Origin of the sequence: Saccharibacillus sp. WB 17, assembly GCF_008634075.2 — a bacterium.
Classification (GTDB): Bacteria; Bacillota; Bacilli; order Paenibacillales; family Paenibacillaceae; genus Saccharibacillus; species Saccharibacillus brassicae.
Genome location: NZ_VPFK02000046.1, coordinates 25,511 through 41,282 on the forward strand (window position 1 = coordinate 25,511; position 15,772 = coordinate 41,282).

Here is a 15,772-nt window from a genome sequence, read left to right on the forward strand (position 1 = left end):
TTCTATGAGACTCGTCATTCAACGCTGCAAACGCGCGTCCGTCGAAGTCGACGGGCAGGTCGTCGGCCGGATCGACGCGGGCTTGACGGTGCTCGTGGGCGTGACGGGCGACGATACGGAAAAAGACGCGCAGTACCTGGCCGACAAAACGGCCGGGCTGCGCATTTTCGAAGACGGGGACGGCCGGATGAACTACAGCGTTCAGGATATCGGCGGAGCCGTGTTGTCGGTGTCCCAGTTCACGCTGTACGGCGACTGCCGCAAAGGCCGGCGTCCCAACTTCATGGCCGCCGCGCGCCCGGAACCGGCGTTGGCGCTCTACGAAGCGTTTAACGAAGCGCTGCGGGCCAAAGGACTGACGGTCGAGACCGGCACGTTCGGCGCCATGATGGACGTCTCGCTCGTCAACTGGGGACCGGTCACGCTGATCGTCGACAGCCGCGATTAATCGCATGAACATTGCAAGCCGCTTCGGCCGCCTTCACGGGCAGCCGGGGCGGCTTTTCTTTTTCGGCGTTTGTTTTGAATTCCAAGTCGGCAGGGTAATAAGAAAGCGAGAACAGCTTACATCACGGAGGACAGAGAGGAGTTCTGAACCGATATGAGTAAAATCGCATTTTTGCTAGCCAACGAATTCGAAGATTCCGAAATGCAGGTTCCGTACGACGAGTTGAAAAAAGCCGGTCATACGGCGGATATCATCGGACTCCAGGCCGGAGAAACGGTCAAAGGCAAACTGGGAAAAGCCGAATATACGACGGACAAGGCGATCTCCGAAGCGAAAGCGTCGGACTACGACGCCGTCGTCATTCCGGGCGGTTCCTCGCCGGAGAATCTGCGCCTCGATCCGCATGTGCTCCAATTCGTCAAAGACGTAAACGCAGCGAAAAAGCCGATCGCCTCGATCTGCCACGGCCCGCAAATTTTGGCCAGCGCCGATCTGCTGCAAGGCCGCACGATCACTTCGTATCCGCCCCTGCAGGACGATATGGTCAATGCCGGCGCGCAGTTCAAGGACGAAGAAGTCGTGGTGGACGGGAACTTCATTACGTCCCGCACGCCGGATGACGAACCGGCCTTCGTACGCGAAATCCTGAAAGTTCTGTCCTGAAGGTTCTGTAAAGCCGGCTCTGCCGGCTTTGCTTCCTCATAGACTCCCAAGAACCGACCCGACGGAAACACCGATTTTTTTGATGAATGCCCATTCCAAAGGAGGGAATTACAATGTCCAAACATATCCAAGCTTATTTCAAAACCGAAAGCGAAGCGGAAGGCGCAAGAATGAGTCTGATGACGTTCACCACCGAGCAGCTCGAAGTCGGAGAACTGCAGGGCGGCGTCGGATACGGCGGAAATAACGGCGGCACGGGACGCGTCGTCGTTCCATTGGTTCCATTGTCCGGCACGACGAACGCGGGCTTCAACGGCGGTGCGGTCGGTTCCGGCAGCGCGGGCAGCATGATCGGCGATCAGGCCGTTCCGGTTCCGGCCCACAGCGAGTCGGGCGATATCGGCGGTCAGCCGATCGACAAAAAGGACGTTGACGCAGACAATTATGATGACGCTTCCGACAAGGATCTGCGCGATTTGTCGTATACGCTTTCCGTCAAAGTCAAAGACGAAGACTACAAAGACGTCGTACGCAAGCTGCGCAACAACAACGGCTACGTGCACGTATACGATTGAGCCTGAGCCGAGCTTCGCAGGCAAGTTGTCATACAACCGTAATGTCCGGTTCATCTTTCCTTAACAAGAAGCGGTTATATTAAACGTATGACCCCCTTAGATATATTTGAAGGCCCCAGGCAGCTGCCTGAGGGCCCTTTTTTTGCGCACAGATTCACCAAGTAAGCGCAACCATATGCAGGGCGGCGATTTTGCGCAGGCCAAACGGTTGACTTTAATCATGTACTTGATTACAATCATAAAATATAACAAGCGCAGTAAGTATTTTCTGGCCGGTCCGGCAGGAAGCTTGCGGCGAATATCATGATTCGATGACGGGAAAAAGTAGTCCGATCCCAAAGCGCACAAGAGAGGAATTCCATGGCTGGAAGAATTCCGCGCGGCGGCCGGACCAAAGACCTCCCCGAGAACGCACGGCGAACGACGGAAAAAGCGGCGGATTTCGTATCCGGCTTCCCTTTTTGGAGTTCAAGTAGCCGATGCGCGAGATCAGGCGGGCGTTAACCGTCTTCAATGAAGCGGGTTTTGGCTGTAATTGGATGTGGGGAATGTCCGGCATGCCAAGCAGAGAACCCGAAATGTGGGTGGCACCACGGGAGATTCGTTTATGCGGTCCCTCGTCCCTGTACTATGCGTAAGATAGCGGCATAGACGGCGGACGTGGGGCTTTTTGGTATGTTATAAAAAGAACCCGGACGCGCAGGCCGGAAAGGAAGGGAAAACAACATGGATTTTCAAAAGCCAAAAGGCACGCTCGATTTTCTGCCGGGTACGGTAGAAAAATGGCAGTACGTGGAGAATAAAGCCCGCGACTTGTCCAGACGCTTCAACTATCGCGAAATTCGCACGCCGATCTTCGAATACACGCAGCTGTTCCAGCGCGGCGTAGGCGAGACGACGGATATCGTGCAAAAAGAAATGTTCTCGTTCCAGGATATGGGAGGGCGCGGCATGACGCTGCGGCCGGAAGGTACGGCAGGCGTCGTGCGTGCCTACGTGGAGAACAAAATCTACGGCGAGCCCGACGTATCCAAGCTGTTCTACATCGGCCCGATGTTCCGCCAGGAACGGCCGCAGGCGGGACGCTACCGCCAGTTCCACCAATTCGGCATCGAAGCGATCGGCTCGGTCGATCCCGCGATCGACGCCGAAGTCATCGCGTTCGGCATGCAGTTCTTCGAAGATATCGGCCTCAAAGGCACGAGCGTCGAGATCAACTCGGTCGGCAACGCGGCATCGCGCGCCGAATATAACGAACGGCTGCTGGCGTTCCTCAATCCGATGCGCGATACGCTGTGCAAAGACTGCCAGAGCCGCATCGACCGCAATCCGCTGCGCGTGCTCGACTGCAAAGTCGATCAGGACAAGTTCACGGACGCGCCGTCGATCCTCGACAGCCTGGACGAAGAAAGCCTCGTGCACTTCGAAGCCGTGCAAAGCCATCTGGCGGCGATGGGCGTGCCGTACAAAATCAATCAGCGCCTCGTGCGCGGACTCGATTATTACACGCTGACGGCGTTCGAGTTCAAAACGGAAAGCGGCATCGGCGCGATCGATACGATCGGCGGCGGCGGACGCTACAACAAGCTGGTCGCCGAAGTCGGCGGACCGGACCAGCCGGGCATCGGCATGGCGATCGGCATGGAACGCCTGCAGCTGCTGCTGGCGGACCAGCAGACGGAGATCGAAGCCGAACCGCCGCTGGACATTTACCTGATCGCCCTCGGCGACAAAGCCAACGCGGAGATCACGAAGCAGCTGCACAAGCTGCGCCGCCTCGGCTTCTCGGCCGAGCGGGATTACCAGGGCCGCAAGATGAAAGCGCAGATGAAGTCGGCCGACCGGCTGCAGGCGCGCTACACGGCGATCCTCGGCGACGACGAACTGGAACGCGGTGAGATTGCCGTCAAATCGATGGAGACGCGCGAGCAGGTCACGGTGCCGCTCGGCGAGCTGGAATCGGTGTTGACCTCGCGTACGACCTAGAATCACCCACACCCGGATAGCGCCGGCTCCGGCCGGTCGTGTCCGAACCAAAGGAGAATGACCTTATGATGCTCAGAACTCATCACTGCGGACAGATCACTTCCGCGCAAATCGGCGAAACGGTTACATTGAACGGCTGGGTCCAGACCCGCCGCGACCTCGGGGGCGTCCTGTTCATCGATCTCCGCGACCGCAGCGGCATCGTGCAGGCCGTCTTCAACCCGGCTTACTCGGGCGAAGCGCTGCAAACGGCGGAACGCGTACGGACGGAATACGTCCTGGCCATCAAAGGTACGGTCGTCAAACGCGAAGAAGAGACGGTCAACAAAAACCTGCCGACCGGCGAACTTGAAGTGCGCGTCACCGAGATCGAAGTGCTGAACGCGGCCAAAACGACGCCTTTCTTCATCGAAGACGGCATCGAAGTCGACGAAGCGCTGCGCCTGAAATACCGCTACCTCGACCTGCGCCGCCCGGAAATGCAAAAGACGCTCATGCTGCGTTCGCAGTCGGCCAAAATCTTCCGCAACTACCTCGACGAACAGGGCTTCGTGGAAGTCGAAACGCCGATCCTGACCAAAAGCACGCCGGAAGGCGCGCGCGACTACCTCGTGCCGAGCCGTGTGCACGAAGGCGAGTTCTTCGCTCTGCCGCAGTCGCCGCAGATCTTCAAGCAGCTGCTCATGGTCAGCGGCCTGGAACGCTATTACCAGATCGCGCGCTGTTTCCGCGACGAAGACCTTCGGGCCGACCGTCAGCCGGAATTCACGCAGGTCGACCTTGAATTGTCGTTCGTCTCGCGCGACGAAATTCTCGGCCTGATCGAACAATTGATGGCGAAGCTGTTCCGCGAGACGATCGGCGTCGAAGTTCAACTGCCGTTCCAGCGTCTGACGCACGCGGAAGCGATGAGCAAATACGGTTCCGACAAGCCGGACCTGCGCTTCGGCATGGAACTGGTCGATGTCGGCGACATCGTCGAGACGAGCGAAGTCAAAGTGTTCGCTTCCGTGATCGGCAGCGGCGGGCAGGTCAAAGTGCTGAACGCCAAAGGCTGCGGCACTTGGACGCGCAAAGAGATCGACGATCTCGGTCCTTACGCCGCCCGTTACGGCGCGAAAGGCCTGGCCTGGATTCAGGTCAAGGAAGACGGCTTCAAAGGCCCGATCGTCAAGTTCATGAGCGAAGAAGTCATTCAGGCGCTGCGCGAGCGCACGGACGCCGAAGTGGGCGACCTGCTGCTGTTCTCCGCGGACAAAAAACAGGTCGTGGCCGACGTGCTCGGCGCGCTGCGCCTTAAAATCGGCCGTCAGCTCGGCCTGATCGACGACAGCATCTACAAATTCGCCTGGGTACTGGAATTCCCGCTGCTCAGCTACGACGAAGAATCGAAGCGCTACGTGGCGGAACACCATCCCTTCACCCGTCCGCTCGAAGAAGACCTGGAACTGTTCGAGACCGACCCGGGTGCGGTGCGCGCCCAAGCTTACGACCTCGTGCTGAACGGTTACGAAGTCGGCGGCGGTTCGCTGCGGATCTTCGAACACGACCTGCAGCAGAAAATGTTCAGACTGCTCGGCATTTCCGAAGAAACGGCGCAGGAGCAGTTCGGCTTCCTGCTGGACGCGTTCCAGTACGGCACGCCTCCGCACGGCGGCTTCGCGTTCGGCTTCGACCGTCTGGTCATGCTGCTCACGCAGCGTACCAACCTGCGCGAGACGATCGCGTTCCCGAAAACGGCAAGCGCAACCGATCTGCTGATGAACGCGCCGTCCGCGGTCGACCAGGGACAGCTCGAACAGCTGCATATCAAGCTGGCTCCGAAACCGGCCAAAAAGCCGGCGGCAGCCGAAAGCGAACAAGCCTAAACGTACGCAGGAGGAGGTTGTTGGACGATGCTGCATGCTTTTTCCAGAACGGAACTCGCGATCGGCCCCGGCGGGCTCGAAGCGCTCAAAAACAGCACGGTAGCGGTACTCGGCATCGGCGGCGTCGGCGCCATGGCGGCCGAAGCGCTGGCCCGCTCCGGCGTGGGCACGCTGATCCTGATCGACAAGGACGTCGTGGACATCACGAACATCAATCGCCAGATCCATGCGCTGACGACGACGGTCGGCCAGCAGAAGACGGAACTGATGGCCGAGCGGGTCAAACTGATCAATCCGGACATCCGGACGATCGTGCTGAATATGTTTTACACGGAAGAAACGTACGAAACGCTGTTCGAACACCACATCGACTACGTGATCGACGCTTCCGATACGATCGTCTACAAGATCCATATTATCAAGGAGTGTCTGGAACGCGGCATTCCGATCATCTCCAGCATGGGCGCGGCGAACAAAATGGACCCGTCGCGCTTCCAGGTGGCGGACATTTCCAAAACGAAAATGGACCCGATCGCGCGGATCATCCGCAAAAAGCTGCGCAAAGACAGCGGGATCAAAAAAGGGGTCAAAGTCGTCTTTTCGACCGAAAAGCCGATCAAACCGCGCGCGGACGTGACCGAGCAGATCGCTCCGGCCGGCGCCAAGATCCGCAAAGCGAAGCAGCCTCCGGCCAGCAACGCTTTCGTGCCTCCGGTAGCCGGGCTGATCATGGTCAGCGAAGCCATCAAAGACCTGCTGATCCTCGGCGGCCATCCGATGCCGGATCAGACTTGATTTCATACCGAATTTGTACAAGGCGCTTCCGCCAGGAAGCGCCTTTTGCTGCGCGCCCGGAAAATAATTAAGGTGGTTTGCGCGGGAATATGCTATGCTGGTAATCCTTTTGCATTTTCGCCCCCGAATCCGGCGGGCGAAAATGCCGATTGATTTCGGCATTTTGTGCGGCCAAGTTCGCCGGTTCGAGAGAACCTCTGTACAAAATGCTCATCTTAGGAGGTAACTGAAATGAGCGACAATCTTCAAAGTGCCTATCAAGAAGAGCAACACAAGCTGGATTCCGTTCTGCAAGAAATCGGAACGCAGCTTGCGCGCCTTCGGGCCGTGCCGGTCTATACCGGGCACGATTTCACCGAGCAGGTGCTTGAGGCGGGACGCGAAGAGCGCCGCCAACGGCTGATCAAGTCGGAACCCGAGCCGTATTTCGGACGGATGGACTTCGAGGAAGAAGGCCGCGCCGCGCCGGCGCCGCTCTATATCGGCAAGACCGGGCTTGACGGACGCGATCCCGGCAGTCTGCCGATCGTCGTCGATTGGCGGGCGCCGGTCGCGAGTTTGTTCTATTCGTTTACCGGCGGAGAAGAACGGGTCGAGTACGAAGCGCCGGAAGGGCTGATCGGAGGCGCGGTGCATCTCAAACGCAATATTATGGTGCGCCGCTCCGAACTGGAACGCGTCGTCGACACGTACACGCGCGGCGGCGAAGAACCGGCCGTCTCGGACGAGTTCCTGCTGTACCGGCTGGGCGAGAACAAAGACAACCGGCTGCGCGATATCGTCTCGACGATCCAGGCCGAGCAGGACCGGATCATCCGGGCGGAGAAAAACACGGCGCTGATCATTCAGGGCGTCGCGGGCAGCGGCAAGACGACCGTCGCGCTGCACCGGCTCGCGTTTCTGCTGTATCAGTACAAAGAGCAGGTATCGGCGGAGAAAATGATCATTTTCGCGCCAAACGGCATGTTCCTCGATTATATTTCCGGCGTCCTGCCGGAACTCGGCGTAGGCGATATCCAGCAGCGCACGTTCACCGATTGGGCGGTCAAGCAGCTGGACGCGGAATCGATGCTGGCCGACCCGGCCGAGACGCTGGACTTCTGGTTCGGCCGCTCCGCCGGGGAAGCTCCGGGCGACGACGCGCCGGGACGTTTCAAAGGCTCGGACCTGTTCCGGGGCATGCTCGACGCCGCGGCGGCCGCGCTCGAAAGTTCCGGCGCGCCGGAGCTTGAATTTTCACCGTGGGAAGGCAAAGTGCTGCCGTACGAAACGATTCTGCACTGGTACGCGGACGAGTACAGACATTATTCGGCGGCCGGCCGCAAAGAACGCGTACTGGCGAGAATCCATCGCTGGATCGAAATGGAACTCAAGCCGGTCAAGCCGGAGACGCTGCGCAAAGAGTTCAAAAAGAAAGCGGCCCAGCGCGAAAAAGCGTATGCGAAAAAATGGCCCGATTTCAGTCCGCTGACGCTGTACAAGCAGATGTTCGGAGCAGCCAAAGACGCCCGCGGCATCCTGCCGCAGGAGAAGCTCGCCGGCATTCCGGCCGCCGTGCTGAAATCGACACGCAAAGACCTCAAAGAAAACCGGCTGCGCGAAGAAGACCTGCCGGCGCTGCTCTATTTGCGGCTGCTGCTGAACGGGATCGAAGGGTCGGAACGGTTCGACCATATCGTCATCGACGAAGCGCAGGATTTTTCTCCGCTGCAGGTGACCGTGCTCGACCGGTTCGTGCGCGGCCATTCGTTTACGATTCTGGGCGATCTGTCGCAGGGCATCCATGCGTACAAAGGCGTTCAGGCGTGGGAGGAAATGAGCGGACTGTTCGGCACGCAGGACACTTCGTATCACGCGCTGACGCGAAGCTACCGTTCGACGATGGAGATCATCGGGTTTGCCAATACGATTCTGGCCGGCGGCGTGGCGAACGCGATCGAAGCGGTGCCGGTGTTCCGAAGCGGCAACCCGGTGCGGATGATCGATTTCGGGCTTGAAGGCGAAAGCGGCGAGGCCGAAACAGTCGGCGCGGCTGCCGCGTCCGCTGCGGCCAAAGCGCTGGGAGCGCTGTGGGGACGGGAGCACAAAACGGTGTCGCTGCTCACCCGGACACAGTCGCAGGCCCGGGCCCTGCATGCGGCGTTGAGCTCGGAGTTCCCCGAGCTGAACCTGATCGACGGCAGCATGACGCAGTACGAAGGCGGCTTGTCCGTGCTTCCGCTGCATCTGTCCAAAGGACTGGAATTCGACGCGGTCGTTATTGCGGACGCGGGAGATAGCCGGTACGGCGACAGCGAATGGGACGCCAAGATGCTGTACGTCGGCTGCACGCGGGCGCTGCACGAACTTTGGGTGCTGCACGGCGGCGCGACGCCGGCTTTTCTGGACGCTTCCGGCGAGTGGAGCGTACCCGGCTGGCCGGACGGCGAAGCTTGAGCGCTTCGGCCTGTCCTTGTTGACGTGTGACTTCTCGTTGTAAAAAAAGCAAAACAAAAGGACGGCCTGCAGGCCGTCCTTTTTGCGTATGGGTATGGCCGGCAGAGGAGGGGAGGGAATCGCGTCTCAGGCGGAGTCGTTCAGGTCTTCGCCGTGGATGCAGACCCGGTTGCGGCCTGCGGCTTTGGCCCGGTACAGCGCGGAATCCGCGGTGCGGATCAGTTCCTGCGCATTTTGCCGCAGCTGAAGTTCCGCGACGCCGAAGCTTGCGGTGACGACGTAATCCGGCGAAGGCGAATCGAACTCGATCAGCCTGCGCAGCCGTTCGGCGACGTCCGCCGCTTCTTCGATCGGCGTATCGGGCAGCAGCACGGCGAATTCTTCGCCTCCGAAGCGGACAGGCAGATCGCCGAAGCGGCTGTATGCGCGAAGCAGCAGGCCGATATGCTTCAGCACCGTATCGCCTTCCTGGTGGCCGCGCGTATCGTTGAGCCGCTTGAAATGGTCCACGTCCAGCAGAATCAGGCTGAGCGGGTGTGCGTTCGGATTGTGCTTGGGGAACGTCTCGTTGTGCAGCTTGACGAGCGAATCTTCGAAATACCGGCGATTCCAGAGGCCCGTCAGGCCGTCGCGCATCGCAAGCGACTGGATCTGCCCGGTCTGCCGCACGTTCTCGATCGAGGTGACGATCAGCGGAACGAGCTTTTCCAGACGCTGCTTTTTGACCGCGGTAAAAAAGAACGGCTGCACGGACATCAGGCTCAGGACGCCGACGATCCGTTTGTCTTTGCGCAGCAGCAGTTGGATGGACGAGCGAATCCCGTTCCCGTACAGCCGGTCGGCCAGCTCGCCGCGGGGCCTGCGCATGTCCCAATCTTCATGCAGCACTGACACGCCGCCGCGGATCAGCTCCCTTAACTGTTCCTGCTCGCCGGGCAGCAGCGCTTCTTTCGGTTTGAGGTGTTCGCCCTGCAGCACCGTTTTGAAATAAAAGCGCCGGTCCGCGTTTTGCATAATCAGGCTGATTTTGTCGCATTGGACGAGCGCGCGCATATGCACCAGCGTCTCGCGATAGACGTCCTGCAGCGAAGCGGCCTGATTGAGCGCATTGATCATCTTGTACGTGTCTTCGAGCTGCTCGCTTTCGCGCCGCATGTCTTCGCCCATCCGGTTGAAAGCGCCGACGAGCCGGCCCAATTCGCCGGAAGACGTATAATCGCTTCGTTCCAGCTCGCATCGGCTTCCTTCATAGAAGGAGATGGCGCGATCGAGCGCCGCCAGCGGATCGATCAACCTGCGAATATGTTTAATGATGAAGAAGACGTACAGGCCAAGCGCCAGCAGCGCGGCGGTGCCGGCCAGCGCAAGCGTCAGGCTGATCCGACTGAGCAGCCGTTCGCGTTCGAGATCGCGCTGCACGACGATGCGCGACAGCACGTCGTCGAATTCGGCGCTCAGCGCAAGGAACGCGGCTTCGTCGATTTTGAGCTGCGTCGCGCTGGCCGAGCGGCCCAGCAGCGATTGGTTGAACAAAGCCCGGATGTGCCGGCTTTCCCAACGCTGAATATCGGACAGCAGCGAATCGATATCGCTTTCGAAAAGAGGCGTCAAAAAAGCGCGGTCCCGGAGATTTCGCACAAGCTGCCCGTAGTCCGCGGTTCCGCGGTCGTACGCGTCGAGAAACGACTGTTCGCCGGTGATGCTATAGCCGCGCTGGCCGCTTTCCTGCTCGACCAGCGCTTTTTCCAGCAGGTCGAGATTTTCGGTTAGCAGGGCCAGATCGCGAACCTGAAGGTAACTGCTTTTGATAAAATGGTTCTGAAGCAGGTAGGCGCCCCCCAACAGCAGGGCGAATACGGCCAGGAAGGCGAGGCTGAACCGGACCAGCAGCGCGCCCAGCTTCGTTTCGTTTCGGTGCCGTTCACGGCTTGGCGAAATCATCTTCGTCACTCCCTCGGATTGGGCGGGTTTTGTGCGGAGTTACCCGATTCGGCGACCCGTCGTTGCATACAAAGGATATATCGGCAAATGGAAGCTAACTTGTAAGCGATTTTGCGCCAAAACGAACCTGTCGCTCCGATCCGGCGCCGAATGTTCGATTTTCGTGCGGGATCGTACGGAATTGGGCGTTTTTTGGAAGTTTGGAGACGGTTTTGATTTGCGTTCCGGGCAGATGCCCTCTATATTGGATAAAGAACGAAAGGACGTGACAAGCTTGGATCTGTTTTCTTACGGAGGCGACTCGGACGCGCAGACGGGCAGCGGCCTGCTGGCCGACCGCATGCGACCGCTGACGCTGGACGAATATATCGGCCAGGAAGACATCGTCGGCCCGGGCCGGCTGCTGCGCCGCGCGATCGAGGCGGACAAAGTCGGTTCGATCGTGCTGTACGGACCGCCGGGATGCGGCAAAACGACGCTGGCTCACATTATATCGAATCATACGCAGGGCAAGTTCGTACGCCTGAACGCGGTGGACGCCACGGTCAAGGACGTGCGCGAAGTCATCCGGCAGGCGGCCGACGACAAAGCGCTGCACGGCAGCAAGACGATCTTGTTCCTCGACGAAGTCCACCGCTTCAACAGCTCGCGCCAGGATGCCCTGCTGCCGGCGGTGGAGAAAGGCACGATCATCTTTATCGGCGCGACGACGGAGAATCCGTTTCACTACGTCAACGGAGCCCTCATGAGCCGCTCGACGCTGTTCCAGCTGGAGCCGCTCACGGCGGAGCATGCGTTGATCGCGATGCGCCGCGCGTTGGCCGACCCGCAGCGCGGTCTCGGCTACATGGACCTGCGCGCCGACGAAGAAGCGCTGGACCATATCGCGGCGATGTCGGGCGGCGATATCCGCCGCGCGCTCAACGCGCTGGAACTTGCGGCGCTGACGACGCCGCCCCAGCCGGACGGCAGCGTCGTCATCTCGCGGGAAGCGGCCGAAGAATCGGTGCGCCGCCCGATCGCGCGCGCCGACGAGTCGACCCAGTACGACGTCCTGTCGGCGTTCCACAAATCGATTCGCGGTTCCAGCGACGCCGCGCTGTACTGGTTCCTCTATGCCGTCGAGAAGCTCGGTATGGACCCGATGACGTTTATCCGCCGCCTGATCGCGGCGAGCAGCGAAGACATCGGGCTCGCCAACCCGCAGGCGATGGTGCAGGCCGTATCGGCGCTGGAAGCCTACCGCAACAACGGCTGGCCCGAAGCGAAGCTCAATATCGCCCAGGCGATCCTGTTCGCCGTCGAAAGCCCCAAGTCCAACGCCGTGTATACCGCGATTTCCCGGGCCGAAGCCGCGTTCGGCCGCACCGCGACGACGGAAGTTCCGCTTCATCTGCGGGACACCCATTACAAGGGAGCCGAGCAGCTCGGGCACGAAGGCTACAAATATCCGCACAACTTTCCGAATCATTATGTGGAGCAGGCGTATCTGCCCGCCGAACTGCAGGGTACCGTCTTTTACGAAGCGACCGAACAGGGCAACGAGTCGAAAATCCGCCTGAATCAACAGCGACGCCGCGATAAAGGCTGAACGGGGCGGCCAAACGGCCGGATCTCTCGAAATTTGCGCCGTACGGTCCGCAAACGCGATTCGTATGTTAGAATTGTCAGAACAATACGAAATGTAGTAATCTAAGAGATGTCTTGAACTTCGGGCACCCGCCCGAAGACGGTTTGCCCTGCACGCGCTTTTATTTTAGCTTCCATAAGGGATTATAAGGTCCGTAGTACGCTGACTGCGTTACAGGTTCGCAAGAGCCCGGTCAACGTGGCAAGCCGACGACTTTTGTGGAGAGAGAAAGGTACGAACAAAATGGATAAAAACCAGCCGGCCGAGGCTCGCGTTCTCACAAGAGCACAGAGGCATCGCAAGAAAAAGACGAAGAAAAACAAAGGCAGAGCCTGGCTGATCGCACTGGGCGTGGTGCTGGTGCTGGGGCTCGGAGGATTTATTTTCCGCAAAGAATTGATGGTGCTCGCGTTCGATACGTTCCTGGCCGATACCGTCAAAAACACGCTCGACGATTCTTTCGTTCCGCTGGATCAGCCGCCCAAAGGCGGAGGCGCGGAAGAACTGACCGTCGCCGAACTCACCAAAGAACCTTTTTCTGTGCTGCTGCTCGGAACCGACCAACGGGACGACGAACTGGCCCGGACCGATTCCATTATCTATTCGGTCGTACGGCCGGTGGACAACAAAGTGCTGCTGATCTCTATCCCGCGCGACTCCTACGTGGACATGGTCGGTACGCCGACGATCAAAGGCACGCGTTCGAAAACGAAAATCAATGCGGCTTACGCTTACGGCGGCGCGCAGATGAGCGTCGATACCGTGGAGGCGCTGCTTGAACACGACGTCGATTATTACGCGACGATCAACTTCAACGGACTGAAAGACGTCGTCAACGCGCTCGGAGGCGTCGAACTGCCGATTACCGAGACGATCGAGAACAAGCAGGCCGACCACGAGAAATTTACGATCGAAGCCAACAAGCCGATCTACGACGGGACGGAAGCGCTCAATTACGTCCGTTACCGCGAAGATTCGGACTTCAAGCGGACCGAGCGTCACCGCATCTTCCTCAAGCAGGTACTGGATCGGTTGAAAAGCGTCGAGAACCTGACGCAGATCCCGAAACTGATCGGGATTGCCGGACAGAACTTCAAGACGAACATGAATTCCGAATTTATGCTGTCGCTGGCCAAAACGGTCATTCTGAACGATTCGACGCCGACGATCAGCAGCCATATGCTGCAGGGCGAAGGCGTGTCGCGCGATGCGTGGTATTACGAGCTGGACGACGAAGACCTGGAAGAAACGATCGAGTCGATCAACAAATGGCTCGACCCGAATTCCGTGCCGGCCGATCTGATCGTGGACGACACCGACGAAGGCGGCGATTCGCATACGGACCAGGAAGGCCAGCCTGCCGGAGACGTCGGTCAATAACGTCATAACGCCGCTTCCCGGCTTTGGCTCGCCGGATGATCCGTGCCGGCGCGAACGTCCCGTTTTATCGACGGAGCTTTCGCGCCGCGCCGCATAACGAAAAAGCCCGCTTCTCCCCGTCAGACGGGAGAAGCGGGCTTTTTCGTTTTTTACACGGTGGGCCGTTCGCGATTTTGAATCCCGCGCCGTACGGCCCTCACGACGCTTCACCGCTTAAAAGCTGAGCGTTTGCTGCGGCTGTTCGGCCGGCACTTTCTCGACCGTCTCGATCGTTCCGCCGCCGAGGCAGACGTCGCCGTCGTAGAACACGACCGCCTGGCCGGGCGTGATCGCTTTTTGGCGCTCGTCGAACGCCACATGGACCGAGCCGTCCGCAAGAGCGGTCAGCGTAACGCCCTGATCGGGCTGGCGGTAGCGGAATTTGGCTGTGCACGACTTCGGTCCCGCCGCCAGTTCGTCGCGTCCCGAAGCGAACGTCACGCCGCTTGCGACGAGCGCGGTGGAGTACAGGCTGTGGTGCTTGTCGCCCTGCACGACGTACAGGATATTGCGTTCGAGGTCTTTGTCGGCGACGAACCACGGTTCGCCCGAACCGGAACCGCCGATGCCGAGACCCTGGCGCTGTCCGAGCGTGTAATACATCAGCCCGTCGTGGCGGCCTTTCGATTCGCCGGTGGCGATATCGATCATCTCGCCGGACTTGGCCGGCAGGTAGCCGCTCAGAAATTCGCGGAAGTTGCGTTCGCCGATAAAGCAGACGCCGGTGCTGTCTTTTTTGCGCGCGGTGGCGAGGCCCGCTTCTTCGGCGATGCGGCGCACTTCCGGCTTCGGCAGATGGCCGATCGGGAACATCGTTTTGGACAGCTGGTACGGATTCAGCGCATTGAGGAAATACGTCTGGTCCTTGTTGGCGTCTACGCCGCGCAGCAGCTTGAATTCGCCGTCTTCTTCGACGACGCGGGCATAATGGCCGGTCGCGACGTAGTCGGCGCCGAGATCGAGCGCCTTGTTCAGGAACTCGCCGAACTTGATCTCGCGGTTGCACATGACGTCCGGATTCGGCGTGCGGCCGCGCTTGTATTCGTCGAGGAAGTACGTGAACACTTTATCGAAATATTCTTTTTCAAAATTGACCGTATAATAAGGGATGCCGATTTTCTCGCAGACCCGGCGCACGTCTTCGGCGTCGTCTTCCGCGGTGCAGTGGCCGAACTCGTCGGTATCGTCCCAGTTTTTCATAAAGATGCCGATCACGTCGTATCCCTGCTCCTTGAGCAGCAGCGCCGTGACCGAAGAGTCTACGCCTCCGGACATGCCGACGACGACCCGGGTCTCCTGTGGAGATTTATTCATGAATATCACCGTCTTCTATTGAGGTATGGGCAAAAATGGGGAAGTTGGGCAGATCAATAGACGCGCCCCGCGCGTCTGACTGCATTTTACCACAAAAACGGTCGCCTTACGACTGCCGCACGCTTTTTCCGCAGCGGCTATTTCCACCTTACGCGGACATTCTCCGTCTGTACACGCATTGCGTAGTGCATCCGGCTCCGCGAGTATGGTACGATAGTCTGAGTATACACAGGCCATAACCCCGAATGAACCGAAAGAGGTGCCTCTATTGAAAATATCGACTAAAGGCCGTTACGGCTTGACCATTATGATGGAATTGGCAGGAAGATACGGCGAAGGCCCGACTTCCCTCAAAAGCATTGCCGAGAAAAATTCGTTGTCCGAACATTATCTGGAGCAGTTGATCGCGCCGCTCCGCAACGGTGGACTGGTCAAAAGTGTCCGCGGCGCCTACGGCGGCTACATTTTGTCGCGCGACCCGGACACGGTGACCGCCGGCGAGATCATCCGCGTGCTGGAAGGACCGATCTCCGTCGTGGACTTTACGGAAGAAGACGACCCGGCCAAGCGCGACCTGTGGAAAAGAATCCGCGACGCCATCGCCGACGTGATCGATTCGACGACGCTCGGCGAACTGATCACGTACCGCGAAAAAGGCGAGCCGGACAGTTACATGTTCTATATCTAACCGAGGTGA

Annotated in this window: 12 protein-coding genes; 10 read left to right on the forward strand and 2 right to left on the reverse strand. The window is 59.2% G+C overall.

What is annotated here, in order from left to right; translation table 11 throughout:
- Positions 1-4: 4 nt before the first annotated feature.
- The 7 genes from dtd to FTE24_RS21200 all read left to right on the forward strand — a co-directional run bounded on the left by dtd (position 5) and on the right by FTE24_RS21200 (position 8,771).
- The gene (dtd, locus tag FTE24_RS21170; protein WP_141446446.1) at positions 5-448 is read left to right on the forward strand and encodes a D-aminoacyl-tRNA deacylase; all 444 of its coding nucleotides are present in this window, start codon (positions 5-7) and stop codon (positions 446-448) included.
- A 153-nt stretch (positions 449-601) separates the two neighbouring features.
- Positions 602-1,111, forward strand: coding sequence for a type 1 glutamine amidotransferase domain-containing protein (locus tag FTE24_RS21175; RefSeq protein ID WP_150230565.1), 510 nt, complete (start codon positions 602-604; stop codon positions 1,109-1,111).
- A gap of 113 nt (positions 1,112-1,224) precedes the next feature.
- Entirely contained in the window at positions 1,225-1,686 is a 462-nt protein-coding gene (locus FTE24_RS21180; protein ID WP_150230563.1) for a hypothetical protein, read from the forward strand.
- 726 nt (positions 1,687-2,412) lie between these two features.
- Positions 2,413-3,672, forward strand: coding sequence for a histidine--tRNA ligase (gene hisS / locus FTE24_RS21185; protein WP_150230561.1), 1,260 nt, complete (start codon positions 2,413-2,415; stop codon positions 3,670-3,672).
- Between the two features lie 68 nt (positions 3,673-3,740).
- Positions 3,741-5,540, forward strand: coding sequence for an aspartate--tRNA ligase (gene aspS, locus FTE24_RS21190; protein ID WP_141450319.1), 1,800 nt, complete (start codon positions 3,741-3,743; stop codon positions 5,538-5,540).
- A gap of 27 nt (positions 5,541-5,567) precedes the next feature.
- A complete protein-coding gene (locus tag FTE24_RS21195; RefSeq protein ID WP_150230558.1) occupies positions 5,568-6,335 on the forward strand; it encodes a tRNA threonylcarbamoyladenosine dehydratase in 768 nt (255 codons plus the stop codon).
- Positions 6,336-6,566: 231 nt separating this feature from the next.
- A complete protein-coding gene (locus tag FTE24_RS21200) occupies positions 6,567-8,771 on the forward strand; it encodes a HelD family protein (RefSeq protein ID WP_150230544.1) in 2,205 nt (734 codons plus the stop codon).
- A 126-nt stretch (positions 8,772-8,897) separates the two neighbouring features.
- Here FTE24_RS21200 and FTE24_RS21205 read toward each other — a convergent pair whose 3' ends face one another.
- Positions 8,898-10,712 carry a sensor domain-containing diguanylate cyclase gene (locus FTE24_RS21205; protein WP_150230542.1) on the reverse strand — a complete coding sequence of 605 codons (1,815 nt, stop codon included), beginning with the start codon at positions 10,710-10,712 and terminating at the stop codon, positions 8,898-8,900.
- Positions 10,713-10,986: 274 nt separating this feature from the next.
- On the opposite strand from FTE24_RS21205, the gene FTE24_RS21210 reads away from it, so the two are divergent.
- Together FTE24_RS21210 and FTE24_RS21215 are read left to right on the forward strand one after the other, a co-directional pair.
- Entirely contained in the window at positions 10,987-12,303 is a 1,317-nt protein-coding gene (locus FTE24_RS21210) for a replication-associated recombination protein A (RefSeq protein ID WP_141446439.1), read from the forward strand.
- A gap of 282 nt (positions 12,304-12,585) precedes the next feature.
- Positions 12,586-13,722 (forward strand): LCP family protein, encoded by a 1,137-nt coding sequence (locus FTE24_RS21215; protein ID WP_150230540.1) that lies wholly within the window; start codon positions 12,586-12,588, stop codon positions 13,720-13,722.
- Between the two features lie 213 nt (positions 13,723-13,935).
- On the opposite strand, the gene mnmA is transcribed toward FTE24_RS21215, so the two are convergent.
- Complete coding sequence (gene mnmA / locus FTE24_RS21220) at positions 13,936-15,075, reverse strand: tRNA 2-thiouridine(34) synthase MnmA (protein WP_150230538.1); 1,140 nt, start codon at positions 15,073-15,075, stop codon at positions 13,936-13,938.
- Between the two features lie 268 nt (positions 15,076-15,343).
- On the opposite strand from mnmA, the gene cymR reads away from it, so the two are divergent.
- Complete coding sequence (cymR, locus tag FTE24_RS21225; protein ID WP_141446436.1) at positions 15,344-15,763, forward strand: cysteine metabolism transcriptional regulator CymR; 420 nt, start codon at positions 15,344-15,346, stop codon at positions 15,761-15,763.
- Positions 15,764-15,772 lie beyond the last annotated feature (9 nt).

Coding starts and splice junctions, on each gene's coding strand:
- FTE24_RS21215 (WP_150230540.1), top strand. CDS start 12,586: ATGGATAAAAACCAGCCGGCCGAGGCTCGCGTTCTCACAAGAGCACAG.
- FTE24_RS21205 (WP_150230542.1), bottom strand. CDS start 10,712: ATGATTTCGCCAAGCCGTGAACGGCACCGAAACGAAACGAAGCTGGGC.
- FTE24_RS21180 (WP_150230563.1), top strand. CDS start 1,225: ATGTCCAAACATATCCAAGCTTATTTCAAAACCGAAAGCGAAGCGGAA.
- dtd (WP_141446446.1), top strand. CDS start 5: ATGAGACTCGTCATTCAACGCTGCAAACGCGCGTCCGTCGAAGTCGAC.
- mnmA (WP_150230538.1), bottom strand. CDS start 15,075: ATGAATAAATCTCCACAGGAGACCCGGGTCGTCGTCGGCATGTCCGGA.
- FTE24_RS21195 (WP_150230558.1), top strand. CDS start 5,568: ATGCTGCATGCTTTTTCCAGAACGGAACTCGCGATCGGCCCCGGCGGG.
- FTE24_RS21175 (WP_150230565.1), top strand. CDS start 602: ATGAGTAAAATCGCATTTTTGCTAGCCAACGAATTCGAAGATTCCGAA.
- aspS (WP_141450319.1), top strand. CDS start 3,741: ATGCTCAGAACTCATCACTGCGGACAGATCACTTCCGCGCAAATCGGC.
- hisS (WP_150230561.1), top strand. CDS start 2,413: ATGGATTTTCAAAAGCCAAAAGGCACGCTCGATTTTCTGCCGGGTACG.
- FTE24_RS21200 (WP_150230544.1), top strand. CDS start 6,567: ATGAGCGACAATCTTCAAAGTGCCTATCAAGAAGAGCAACACAAGCTG.